Origin of the sequence: Chryseobacterium piperi (assembly GCF_002285635.2) — a bacterium.
GTDB lineage: Bacteria > Bacteroidota > Bacteroidia > Flavobacteriales > Weeksellaceae > Chryseobacterium > Chryseobacterium piperi.
This window is the reverse complement of sequence record NZ_CP023049.2, coordinates 3,019,313-3,031,696: the sequence shown is the minus strand read 5'-3', so window position 1 is coordinate 3,031,696 and position 12,384 is coordinate 3,019,313. Positions and strand designations below refer to the sequence as shown.

The window sequence follows — 12,384 nt, the reverse complement described above, 5'->3', positions numbered from 1 at the left end:
TCTTATGTATTACCTAAAAGTTATAGCTTAAATAGGCTCCGTTACCGATGAATCCCACCTTATAATAAGTCAGATCCTTTGTCTCAGAGCTATTTTCAAGATCGATTGCTTTTTTCAGTTGTTTTTTTGTTCCGGAATTAATGACAATCCCGACAATAGTAACACCTGCTCCAATTCCTACGAGAGCCCATCCTCCATAATTATTTTTATAGGTCATGGAAGCTGCCCTACCATCTCCAAGGTTCGTGTATATCGTTTTATCTTTTTGTAATGCTTTTACCAGGCCTGCTCCCATTAAAGCCCCTCCTGTGAATCCAAAGATATTTCCCAGAGTAGATTTTGAGCGTGCTTTTTTTGCATACTTTAAAGCATCAGGATTACTGAATACCTTTTTATATTCAGAATATTTAAAGGTTTGATTTCCTTTGATAAAAAGAGTTTTATTGGTTGTGCCTAGTTGAATAGAATCAGACGCCTGTGCATAAGAGCTAAGTGAAATAAGGCTTAGCAAAAGCACAAAGAATAGTTGTTTTTTCATGAAAATAATTTTCGCGAAAATAATAAAATTCATGAGGATTTCAGATGAGGTTTATCATGAGTGAGAAAGCTGTTTTCCATTATATTTTTGCTTGGCAAAAGGATGCCGTTACAATCCACTGCCAGATCAGTCGAAAATTTCTACTTTTGTCCCATGTTAGAAATTCTTTACCGCGACGAACATCTTATTGCTATTAATAAACCAAGCGGATTATTGGTACATAAGTCTTTTTATTCTGGGGAAGCAGATACTTATGCTATCCAGGAATTGAGAAAGCAGATTGGGCAATATGTTTTTCCCGTACATCGCCTTGACCGAAAAACTTCGGGTGTTTTGCTGTTCACTTTAGATAAAGAAACGTTGAAAATCATGAGTGAGGAATTTGCTACACGACAGGTTGAAAAGAAATACATCGCAATTCTTCGTGGTTGGGCAAAAGAAGAAGAAACTATTGATTATGATTTAATTAATGAAAACGAAGTCAGGCAAAACGCGATTACGTATTATCATCGTTTACAGACTTCAGAAATAGAATTACCTTTTTTAAAACATCAAACTTCAAGATATTGTTTAGTTGAAGCCATTCCTGAAACAGGAAGGTTTCATCAGTTGAGAAAACATTTTAAGCACATTTTACACCCTATTCTAGGTTGTCGTAAGCACGGATGCAACAAACAAAATAAGTTGTGGCTTCAAACATTTGGCATCAACAAAATGACGCTTCACGCCCATCAATTGGTTTTTAATCACCCTATTTCTAACCAAAGAATTACGGTAAATGCAACTGTCGATAGTGAATTTAAAAGAGTAGGAGATATTTTAAATTTCGATTTGAGTTCATATTCTTAACCATTGACATGTGGTAGTTTGATTTCATTTTTTGATAAAATATCATAAGTTATTATGACAATTGATTTTAATTTGAGTATTTTTGTCAAACTTTTTTTCAATGTACAAAAGTATCATCAGACCTATTCTGTTCAAATTTGATCCCGAGGAAGTTCATTATTTAACATTTTCAATGCTTAAAAATTTTGGATTTCTAACCCAATTATTTTTCCCTAACCCAATTGAAGATAAACGTCTGGAAAGAGAAGTTTTCGGATTGAAATTTAAAAATCCGGTTGGACTGGCAGCTGGTTTTGATAAAAATGCTGTCCTTTTTGAAGAGCTTTCAGATCTTGGATTTGGCTTTGTGGAAATTGGAACGCTGACACCAAAAGGACAGCCAGGGAATGATAAGAAAAGACTTTTCCGTTTGAAAGAAGATTCTGCGATCATCAATAGAATGGGATTCAATAATGAAGGAGTAGATGCTGCAGTTGAAAGACTTAAGAAAAATAAAAATGTATTGATCGGTGGAAACATCGGTAAAAATAAAGTAACTCCTAATGAGGAAGCAGTAAACGATTACAAAATTTGTTTTGAAAAGCTTTTTCCTTACGTAGATTACTTTGTGGTGAACGTAAGTTCTCCTAATACTCCAAACCTTCGCGAGCTTCAGGATAAAGAACCTTTAACACAACTTTTAGGGACCTTACAGAAGATGAACGCGAAAAAACCCAATTCAAAGCCAATTCTTTTAAAAATAGCTCCAGATTTATCTGATGATCAATTATTGGATATTATTGATATTGTCAAGGAGACAAAAATTGCTGGTGTTATTGCTACCAATACAACGCTTTCACGCGAAAATCTTATTTCTGAAAACCAATCGGAGACAGGAGGGCTTTCAGGAAAACCTTTAACAAAAAGATCAACCGAAGTCATCCGTTTTCTTTCTGAGAAAAGCGGTAGGGCATTTCCAATTATTGGGGTTGGTGGAATTCATTCTGCAAAAGATGCGATTGAGAAACTGGATGCCGGAGCGAGCCTGATACAGCTTTATACAGGGTTTATCTACGAAGGCCCGGAATTGATTAACGAGATCAATAAGGAGCTTTTGAAAAGGGCTTCCAGATTACCGAGATAAAAATTATATTGAGGTTGGGCTATTTTATTTTTATGACTTCTTTATCGTTGAAATGATATCGGATTACGATTAATCCCAAAAGCTAATCCCCTTTTGTCATTCCGTAGGAATCTCAGCACGAATTGCAACCGCTTCTAACTTTGCTTAGATTCCTACAGAATGACAAGATTGCGATTTGAATGGCCTCCAATAATTAAATAATACAGCAAGAGATTTCTCCTTTAGGGGCTAAATAAAAGTTTTCTATGTTTAAATCTGTTTCGATTTTATAACCGAAGCATTATTAATATCTACAACCAAGGTATAAGCAGGATTTGTTGTTGTCTTTTTTATCAAATAAAGAAATTAGCGATGGTATATATGATCAGACCGACTAATCCTCCAACCAAAGTACCATTTATCCGGATAAACTGTAAATCTTTTCCTACTTCCAGTTCCATTTTTTCACTAAGTTCTTTTCCTTTCCAGTTCCCTACTGTGGAGCTGATGAGGTTCCCGAATTGGTGGGTGTTTTTTAAAATATACTTATAAGCGGTAACCCGTACCCACTGGTCTATTTTATTCTGAAGCTGTTCGTCAGTTTTTAAATTTTGTGCAAACTCCTCCAGGTTTTTAGAAATATACTTTTTAAGAGAAGACTGGTCTTCCTGAAGTTCTTTTGTCAGGGTGCTTTTAATGGATACCCAGATGTCATTGGAATATTCATTCAGTTTGTCATTTTTCAGCAATCCGTTTTTGATGTTTTTGAATTCATCTTCCCATTTAGGGTCTTCCTTTAAGTCCATTGAAAACTCATAAATCTTTTTGGTAATTAAAGATCTTATTTCATGCTGAGGATCTTCTTCTACTTCTCCGAAGAAATCCGAAAGCCCGCTTGCGATTTTTTCAGCTATTTTGTTATCTACAAATGAAGGAATAAAAGAATAACTTCCTTTTTTGACACGATCCTGAATCATATCATCATTTTCAATAATATAATCTTTGATTTGTTTTGAAAGATTGGTGATGATTCTTTGATGATCATTTTTATCCAGCAGGTAATTGATTCCATTTCCAATAATCACATTGAGTTTGATGTTATTGGTCATTTCCGAAACTTTTTTACTGATAAAACCACTCACGACAGAGTCGTCTAGTTTATTCAAAATGTCCAGAACGATATCTGAAAGGTTTTTAATAAGGATTTCCTGGTTTTTTTCCTTCGTCAGCCATTCACCAACAAAATTTGAAACTTTAAGTTTTTGAATGTATGGGCGGATATTTTGAGGAGATAGAAAGTTTGTAACCACAAAACTTCCCAGGTTGTCTCCAAGCCTTTCCTTGCTGTTTTCAATCAGGTTGGTATGGGGGATGGGTAAGCCAAGGGGATGGCGAAACAGGGCTGTTACAGCAAACCAGTCAGCCAATGCTCCTACCATTGCAGCTTCGGCAAAGGCTCGGACATATCCTATCCAATGGGACGTATTGGTTTTCTGCAAGATGGTGGTAATGACGAAAATAACCGCCATCAATACAAATAATCCTGTAGCAAAAGCCTTATATTTTCTTAATTGTTTTCTTTTAGCTTCATCATTCATATGATCAAATTTAGTAAATTTGGTTATGAAACCGTTTAACTTTAAATAAAAGCGTTTAAGCCTGAAGGATTTAACACTTAAGTTAATGTTAATTAAGTTACTTGTTTTGTTATTATAAGGACACCTAAGCTTTAATTTTCAACTTATATGGTTAAATAAATAAGATTTACGATGAGATTTTTAGTTTCAACGATTATATTAATCTTTCTGCAGGCATGTTCGCAGAACCATCAACCTATTAAAACCAGTCCTATGGAAAATAAAGAAGCAAAAAACAATCCATACTATTCTAGAACTGATACTACAAAACTGAATGTTTCCAATGAAGAATGGAAAAAAATTCTGGCTCCCGATCTGTATGCAGTAGCAAGAGAAGCAGCTACAGAAAGAGCTTTTACAGGAAAATACAATGAATTTGATGAAATAGGAGACTATTATTGTGCCGTATGTGGTCATCATTTGTTCCGTTCTACCTCAAAGTTTGCAAGCAGCTGTGGTTGGGCGAGCTTTTTTGAAGCCGATAAAGAAGGGGTGTATTATAAAAAAGATTCCAGTTATGGAATGGAAAGAGTAGAGGTACTTTGCAAGAGATGTGATTCCCATCTGGGGCATATTTTTGATGATGGACCGAAGCCGACAGGGCTGAGGTATTGCATGAATTCTGTGAGCTTGGAATTCGTCCCGGATTCACAAAAATAGATGCTTTAATTCACGAAATCAGGAAGTTAAAGTTTCTTAAATTCAGTTAAACTTTGTGGATTTATAACCTGCTGGTAATTATGTTTTTATAATTTTGCCCCACTAATTTATATTTACATAGTATTGAATGAAAGGATTATATAGCCTGTTAGGCTTTGCATATATGGTCACCACTTCGTTTTATCTTTCTCCTGAAAAAGGGAATTTAAAAAGTGAAACCATAAGCACAAAAAAAATTGAAAGATTAGCTGACACGAAATCTGGGAAGGCGTCCAATACAGGATCTTCATCAGAAGAATTATATAAATCAATTACATTTGAACCGGGACATGAACTCAATCAGGAAGTGTTCTACAGAGCTTTAACAGGATTTGAAAATTTGAAAAAGGCAGGATTGCTGAATCAGGATTCGCACTTATTGACTATCTGCGATTTTTCTATGTCTTCCAATATGAAAAGGCTTTGGGTAATTGATACGGAAGAGAAAAAAGTACTATTCAATTCATTGGTTGCCCACGGGAAAAATACAGGGGAGGAATTTGCAACCAACTTTTCAAATACCGAAAGTTCTCTTCAAAGCAGCATGGGATTCTATATTACAGATGCTACCTATAATGGGGATAACGGATATTCTTTGAGACTTTTGGGAATGGATAAAGGATTTAATGATGCTGCATATAAAAGAGCCATTGTCATGCATGGGGCAAATTATGTAAGTGAATCATTTGCTTCAATGCATAAAAGGATTGGAAGAAGCTGGGGTTGTCCGGCTATTCCGAAGGACCTTACGATGCCTATTATCAATACGATTAAAGGAAGAAATTGTCTTTTTATTTATTATCCTGACCAGAACTACCTTTCTTCTTCAGAATGGTTAAGGTCTTAATTTAGAATAATAAAAAGAGCAAATGATGCTGTTTTGAAAGAGCTGTATCATTTCTTATAAAATAATATTATGGATGTTAAAAGTGAGTTTATTCCTGCATTCAGGTTGATGAGTACAGCCGATGGGGGAAGTTGTTTCCAGCAAGGGAAAATTCCCACTTTGACGCCTATGAATACCACAAGCTTCTGGATCAGTATCATAACAGAAGATTGGGAAAAGAATGTACACCCGGCTCCGAGGAGACAATATGTGGTGACATTAAAAGGAAATATTTTATTCAAAGTTAGTGATGGTTCTACATTTCTGATTAAACCGGGAATAATTTTAATAGCAGAGGATACTGATGGTGTTGGGCATAGTTGGGATATCATGGAAGGAGACAAATGGGAGCGGCTTTATATTCCAATTGCTGAGGGTGCGGATGATTTTTTTATTCCGGAATCTGAATAAAATTAAAAAGCAGTCAATTTTGACTGCTTTTATTGTATTTGAGATCCGCGAGACGGATTAATGATTGAATTTCTTAAAGACTACGGTAGCATTGTGCCCTCCAAATCCAAACGCATTACTCAATGCGTAAGTAATATCTTTTTCTTTAGCTTCATTGAAGACGATATTCACATCGGTTGGAATATTCGGATCAATGGTGTGCATATTGATAGTTGGCGGGATAATACCATTTTGAATAGCTTTTATCGAAAGTATTGCTTCCGCTGCCCCTGCCGCACCTAATAAATGCCCGGTCATAGACTTAGTTCCACTGATATCAAGCTTTTTACTTCCCTTGAAAATACTGCTGATTGCTTTTAATTCAATTAAATCGCCTAAAGGAGTTGAGGTAGCATGTGGGTTAATATAATCGATATCTTCAGCATTAACTCCAGCTTCTTTAAGAGCTAATCTCATTGCCTTAATAGCTCCTGCTCCTTCCGGATGCGGCGCCGTCATGTGATAAGCATCTGCAGTCATTGCTGCCCCTACCAATTCAGCATAAATAGTTGCTCCTCTGCTTTTGGCATGCTCATATTCCTCAAGAATAAGTGCTCCCGCACCTTCCCCAATGACAAAGCCATCGCGATCTATATCATAAGGACGGCTGGCAGTCGCAAAATCATCATTTCTGGTAGACATTGCTTTCATACCCGAGAATCCGCCTACTGATGCGGGGGTAATTCCTGCTTCAGAGCCACCGCTGATAATTACTTTTGCTTTGCCCAAACGGATATAATTAAAAGCATCCATTAGTGCTGTATTTCCGGTAGCACATGCAGAAACGGTTGTATAGTTAACTCCTTGAAGTCCATATTTCATGGAGATCATTCCCGAAGCCATATTGGCAATAAATTTAGGAACGAAGAATGGGTTGAAACGTGGCGTTCCATCGCTACCATAATATTCTGCTACTTCATTTTCAAAAGTAAGCATTCCTCCTTGTCCTGTTCCCCATATTACACCTGTATCAAAAGGGTCCATATTTTCAAGCTCAAGGCCTGAATCCTGGATTGCTTCCGCTGAAGCATAAAGTGCGTATTGCGTGAATAGGTCACTTCTTTTTATCTCATTATGAGTCAAATGGGTTTTAGGCTCAAAATTCTTTACCTCACATGCAAAATGCACTTTAAATTTTTCTGCATCGAAATGCTTGATTAATGCGGCTCCACTAACGCCGTTAATACTATTTTGCCAAAATTCTTCGACATTGTTTCCCAAAGGTGTTACTGCACCTAGTCCTGTAATGACAACTCTTTTCATATTTAGTTATTAATTTTAAATAAATTAGAGGTCCCCCTGGCAATCAATCTTGTTTTGTCTGCGTTCCATATTTCGCATTGGGCATTTACAAATTGCCTTCCTCTCTTAATGATTTTAGTTTCGGCTACAATATTATCACTTTCTTTTGCAGTTGAGAAATAATCGATCACATTATTTATCGTTGTTATAAAAGAATTTTCATTTAATGAAAACATAGTAGCTCCGATAATATCGTCAACGATTGCTACGGTTACTCCACCATGAAGATTCCCAATAGGATTAAGCCACTCAGGCCTTACTGTATATTGAAACTCCAGTTGTCCCTCTTCTACGGAAATAACGATAGGGTTGAGCCATTTCATAAATGGAGATGGAGACTGATCAAATTCTTTACCGATGAATTGTCGTAACTGTTCTAAACGATCCATATCTTTAAATCTTATTTTTCTAAAATCATAGTGATTCCCTGACCTCTTGCTGCACAAATGGATATAAATCCTTTCCCGCTTCCTTTTTCATGAAGTAACTTAGCAAGTGTTGCAATAATTCTACCACCTGTTGCTGCAAATGGATGAGCAGCAGCGAGGCTGCCCCCTTTGACATTAAGTTTGCTTCGGTCTATTTTTCCTAATGCTTTTTCAAGGCCGAATTTTTTAGCAAGATCATCATTTTCCCAAATTTTAAGGGTTGCCAGAACCTGAGCAGCAAATGCTTCATGGATTTCATAATAATCAAAATCTTCCAGGTTCATTTCTGCTTTTTTCAGCATTCTTTCCGCTGCAAAGGCGGGGGCTAAAAGTAGATTTTGTTTGTTTTCAACATACTCTATTCCAGCTAATTCGGAAAATGTGATATAGGCTAAAACGGGAAGGTTGTTAGCTTTTGCCCATTCTTCACTGGCCAGTAAAATAGCTGCAGCTCCATCTGTAAAAGGTGTGGAATTTCCTGCTGTCAGCGTTCCGTTTTGTTTATCAAAAGCCGGTTTCAGCTGGGATAATTTCTCCAGACTTGTGTCACGGCGTAAGTTATTATCTTTATCAAGTCCAAAAGCAGGGGTGATCATATCATTGAAAAATCCTTCGTCATAAGCTTTTGCCATATTTTGGTGGCTTTTAAAGGCTAGCTCATCCTGGTCTTCACGGGAGATCTGATAATACTTTGCAGTGATCTCTGTGTGCTCACCCATTACCAACCCTGTTTTAGGTTCTTGTCCTTTATAAGGAATAGGCATCCAGTCTTTAAGTGAGGGAGTTAAAAGCTGTTTTAATTTTCCAAACGCGGATTTTTCATTATTGGCTTTAAGCAGTGCTTTTCGCAATCTTGCAGATGACTCGAAAGGAATATTGCTCATGGCTTCAACACCGCAGGCAATTCCACTTTCGATCTGTCCCAGGGCAATTTTATTTCCGATATAGATCGCTGCTTCGATTCCTGTATCGCAGGCTTGCTGAAGGTCGCAGGCAGGTGTTGCCTGATCCAGCGAAGTATTCATGACAGTCTCTCTGATGAGGTTGCTTTCAGAAATATGTTTGATAACCGCTCCGCCTGCTACTTCACCCAGGAGTTTTCCTTTTAAATGATAACGGTCTATTAATCCGTTTAATGCAGAAAGCAATAAATCCTGATTTCCTGCATCTGCATAGGCGGTATTCATTCTGGCAAAAGGAATTCTGTTGTATCCTACGATAGCCACTTTTTTTGTTTCCATAAGGTAAAATTTATGATGGAATGATGTTAAGTTCCTGGTTTATAATAAGCAGTACCCGGTCTAAAGCAAGATTTAAATAAGATTCGTCACCGGTTGTTTTAGACAGTAAAATACCTCCTTCCGTAAGCATGATAAACAAGGATGCGATGTCTTCAGCATTTACATTCTTATTCAATTCCCCATTTTGTTGGCCTTCGGTGATTACTGTTGAAATTTTTTTTATCCATCCTTCAAAAGAGAGATTTACCTGTTTTTTGAGTTCAGGAAAAGTATCATCTGCTTCTGTAGCAGCATTCATCAGAGGACAGCCTCCGTTAAGAAAAACAGCTTTCCAGCTTGTACGGTAAAAATTGACAAAAGCTTTTAATTTATCTATAGCAGCAGGAAATTCCTCTCCTAAAGTATGAGACATATTCGTACTTAGCAAAGTCGAATTGTATTGATATGCTTTAAGGGCCACTTCATCTCTGCTTTCGAAATTACCATAAATACTGCCTTTCGTTAATCCCGTAGCCTCCGTTATATCTGAAAGCGTCGTTGAGAGATAGCCTTTCTTATTAAATAAAGGAGCTGTTGTCTCAATAATGAACTTTTTCGTTTTTTCAGCTTTTGACATCATGATGAACTTATAAGCAAAGATACAAAAATATACCAAACGGTATATTTTATTTAAAAATGAAGTCTGGGACAAAAAATACCCAGACTTATATTCATTTATTTAAATATTGAATACTAAGCTAAAGTCGCATTCAATGTAATTTCAAAATTGAAAGCAGCGCTTACCGGGCATCCTTCCTCTGCTATTTTAGCAAACTTTTGGAACTCTTCTTCTGAAATCCCAGAAACTTTTGCCGTTAATGTCAATTCAGACTTTGTAATTTTTCCAATGCTCGGATCCAGTGTGATGACAGAAGTGGTTTTTAATTCCTCAGGAGTAAAACCGGCTTGAGATAGCTCTGCACTTAGTTTCATGGTAAAGCATCCTGCATGGGCTGCAGCTAATAGCTCTTCAGGATTGGTTCCTACGCCATCTGCAAAACGGCTGTTAAAAGAATACTGAGTCTCGTTTAATGTTGTACTTTGTGTTGTTAAATGTCCGTTTCCTTCTTTGATGGTGCCGTTCCAAACGGCTGTTGCGTTACGTCTCATAATGTTTTGCTTTTTAGTTGTATTAAATTAATTTTGATATGACAAAGATATTGTGTTTAAGGGTTGGATTCAATAGATAAAAAGGTTTAAATATTGTACTTTTTTCCCGAAGCATAATTTTTTTTAAAATTTGCCGGTGTACTACCGACCTTATTGGTAAATAATCTATTGAAATAGGCAGGGTCTTCGTATCCCAGATCATAAGCAATTTCTTTTACGGGTTTATCCGTATAAAAAAGAAGTCTTTTAGCTTCCAGCAATATTCTGTTAATGATCAGTTGGTTCGGCGAATCCAGATTCAGATGTTTGAATTTGTGGGTGAGTGTTTTGGGTGAGATATGCAGGATCTCTGCATAGTCGGCTACGTTATGCTTTTCCCTGAAGTGTATTTCAAGATTTCTGCTGAAGTCTCTGAAAATATCAAGCTCATTATGTGGAATATGAACTACTTCTGTCTCCAGGTTTTGTTTTTTCCACTTTCGTGTAGAATGAATAATAATCTGTTTCAGATAAGTTCTGATCATTTCTTCGTTTGAAGACTGTTTCCATTCAAGTTCGTTCTTTATATTTTTCAGCAGATCTTTAATGATAAGAGCTTCATCATGGCTGAGGTCTACTTTTGGAATTTCAAAAATGTTGTGAAAAAGAAGCCCGTCACAAGCTACTTCTTTATCATGGATCTGAATGCAATAAAAGTCTCTGTTATAATAGAGAAGAACAGATTCGTCTTTATTTCCTTTGGTTACATTCAGATATTGGTTTGTAAGAAAAAATAAGGTGGGAGTTTCTGTTTTGTAGTGATTAAAATCCACGCTGAGCTCATATCCTGCAGGAACAAAAAAAACTTTGATCTCGGAACGAAACTTCTGTTCTTTAAGAGTATCCACATTTTCCTGAGAAAAAATAGTGTATCCAAATTTTTTATAAGGGTCTTCAAAAACAAAATTTTGTGGCAGCATTGAAATACTTTAACAATAAAGATACGAAAAAGCTTGATGTCCGTTGTATTAATTGTTCGTATCATGAATGTAAGCATAAAAATTTATATATTTCCGAGAATTCTTTTTCTGTGTTTTTACTTTTGAATAATTTTAATTTCCTTTAGATAATGATATGAACAGTCTAGAAAATATTTTGAGAGAAATAACTCCACTATCTCCCGAAGACAGTTTTCTTGTATTCGACAGGATAAAAACATCATTTGATTTTCCTTACCATTATCATCCGGAAATCGAAATTAACTTTATCTACAAGGGAAAGGGATACCGCCGTATGGTCGGAGATCATACAGGAGAGATTGGAGACATAGAATTGGTACTGGTCGGACCTAACCTTCCTCATTGTTGGGCAAATTACAGATGTAAGAACAAAAAGACATACGAAATTGTAGTACAGTTCAATCAGGATTTTTTTAACCAGTCCCTGATGCAGAAAAATATTCTGAAACCGATTAACAATCTGATCAAAGAATCTATAAGAGGAATTATGTTCTCAAAGGAGACTGCTGAAAGACTGAAGGAATCGTTTCTTAATTTATCTAAGATGAATAGCTTTGAATCTTTCATCGAGATTATGAAAATTCTTAATGAATTGGCCACTGCTGAAAATAAAACACTTTTATCATCTTATAGTATAGAGCTGGAAACATTTGTCGATAATGATAAAATGAAAATTGTCCATGATTTCGTACATAAAAATTTTGAGAATAAAATAACACTGGATGATGTGGCTTCATTAATCAATATGAGCAGTGTGACTTTCAATAGGTTCATTAAAAAGAGAACGGGCAAAACATTTGTGAACTACCTGAATGAGATCCGCATTAGTTATGCTGCCCGGTGGTTGATGGAAAAAAATCTTACCATTTCCGAAATAGCTTTTGAAGCAGGTTTCAACAATATAGCTAATTTTAACAAGGTGTTTAAAGCCATTAAAAAAACAACTCCTACAGAATTTAAAGAACAATTCAAGGGTGTGAAAAAAATCGAATAAAGTTTTATTTATAAAAGAGCTTTTACAGGCTCTGAGTCCGGATTTAGGTATCCGGATTTTGTTTTTTAAGTCTCAAATCTATGAGGATAATGATGAAAAATAAGCATAAAT

The 12,384-nt window shown here is 36.1% G+C and carries 14 protein-coding genes; 6 read left to right on the top strand and 8 right to left on the bottom strand.

The window, feature by feature from the left end; translation table 11 throughout:
- Positions 1-13 precede the first annotated feature (13 nt).
- Positions 14-538, bottom strand: coding sequence for a hypothetical protein (locus CJF12_RS13200; RefSeq protein WP_051887143.1), 525 nt, complete (start codon positions 536-538; stop codon positions 14-16).
- 153 nt (positions 539-691) lie between these two features.
- Here CJF12_RS13200 and CJF12_RS13195 point away from each other — a divergent pair, with 153 nt between their 5' ends.
- The gene (locus CJF12_RS13195; RefSeq protein ID WP_034680663.1) at positions 692-1,387 is read left to right on the top strand and encodes a pseudouridine synthase; all 696 of its coding nucleotides are present in this window, start codon (positions 692-694) and stop codon (positions 1,385-1,387) included.
- Between the two features lie 100 nt (positions 1,388-1,487).
- Complete coding sequence (locus CJF12_RS13190) at positions 1,488-2,510, top strand: quinone-dependent dihydroorotate dehydrogenase (RefSeq protein WP_034680659.1); 1,023 nt, start codon at positions 1,488-1,490, stop codon at positions 2,508-2,510.
- A gap of 332 nt (positions 2,511-2,842) precedes the next feature.
- Here CJF12_RS13190 and CJF12_RS13185 read toward each other — a convergent pair whose 3' ends face one another.
- Positions 2,843-4,087, bottom strand: a complete 1,245-nt coding sequence (locus tag CJF12_RS13185; protein WP_034680656.1) for a DUF445 domain-containing protein — start codon at positions 4,085-4,087, stop codon at positions 2,843-2,845.
- Positions 4,088-4,339: 252 nt separating this feature from the next.
- On the opposite strand from CJF12_RS13185, the gene msrB reads away from it, so the two are divergent.
- The 3 genes from msrB to CJF12_RS13170 all read left to right on the top strand — a co-directional run bounded on the left by msrB (position 4,340) and on the right by CJF12_RS13170 (position 6,122).
- Positions 4,340-4,786: a peptide-methionine (R)-S-oxide reductase MsrB gene (gene msrB / locus CJF12_RS13180; RefSeq protein WP_394336991.1), complete on the top strand. Its 447-nt coding sequence runs from the start codon at positions 4,340-4,342 to the stop codon at positions 4,784-4,786.
- Positions 4,787-4,913: 127 nt separating this feature from the next.
- Positions 4,914-5,672 carry a murein L,D-transpeptidase catalytic domain family protein gene (locus CJF12_RS13175; protein ID WP_034680650.1) on the top strand — a complete coding sequence of 253 codons (759 nt, stop codon included), beginning with the start codon at positions 4,914-4,916 and terminating at the stop codon, positions 5,670-5,672.
- A gap of 69 nt (positions 5,673-5,741) precedes the next feature.
- Positions 5,742-6,122: a cupin domain-containing protein gene (locus CJF12_RS13170; protein ID WP_034680647.1), complete on the top strand. Its 381-nt coding sequence runs from the start codon at positions 5,742-5,744 to the stop codon at positions 6,120-6,122.
- 57 nt (positions 6,123-6,179) lie between these two features.
- On the opposite strand, the gene fabF is transcribed toward CJF12_RS13170, so the two are convergent.
- The 6 genes from fabF to CJF12_RS13140 form a co-directional block, all read right to left on the bottom strand.
- Positions 6,180-7,424, bottom strand: a complete 1,245-nt coding sequence (gene fabF, locus CJF12_RS13165) for a beta-ketoacyl-ACP synthase II (RefSeq protein WP_034680644.1) — start codon at positions 7,422-7,424, stop codon at positions 6,180-6,182.
- Between the two features lie 2 nt (positions 7,425-7,426).
- Positions 7,427-7,852, bottom strand: a complete 426-nt coding sequence (locus tag CJF12_RS13160) for a PaaI family thioesterase (protein WP_034680642.1) — start codon at positions 7,850-7,852, stop codon at positions 7,427-7,429.
- An 11-nt stretch (positions 7,853-7,863) separates the two neighbouring features.
- On the bottom strand, positions 7,864-9,132 hold the full coding sequence (locus CJF12_RS13155) for an acetyl-CoA C-acetyltransferase (RefSeq protein ID WP_034680641.1): 1,269 nt from the start codon (positions 9,130-9,132) through the stop codon (positions 7,864-7,866).
- Positions 9,133-9,142: 10 nt separating this feature from the next.
- Positions 9,143-9,751, bottom strand: a complete 609-nt coding sequence (locus CJF12_RS13150) for a TetR/AcrR family transcriptional regulator (protein WP_228379028.1) — start codon at positions 9,749-9,751, stop codon at positions 9,143-9,145.
- 113 nt (positions 9,752-9,864) lie between these two features.
- Positions 9,865-10,281 carry an OsmC family protein gene (locus CJF12_RS13145; protein ID WP_034680638.1) on the bottom strand — a complete coding sequence of 139 codons (417 nt, stop codon included), beginning with the start codon at positions 10,279-10,281 and terminating at the stop codon, positions 9,865-9,867.
- 86 nt (positions 10,282-10,367) lie between these two features.
- Positions 10,368-11,240, bottom strand: a complete 873-nt coding sequence (locus CJF12_RS13140) for a helix-turn-helix domain-containing protein (protein ID WP_034680636.1) — start codon at positions 11,238-11,240, stop codon at positions 10,368-10,370.
- Positions 11,241-11,394: 154 nt separating this feature from the next.
- Here CJF12_RS13140 and CJF12_RS13135 point away from each other — a divergent pair, with 154 nt between their 5' ends.
- Entirely contained in the window at positions 11,395-12,273 is an 879-nt protein-coding gene (locus CJF12_RS13135; protein WP_034680633.1) for an AraC family transcriptional regulator, read from the top strand.
- The last annotated feature ends 111 nt before the right edge of the window (positions 12,274-12,384 follow it).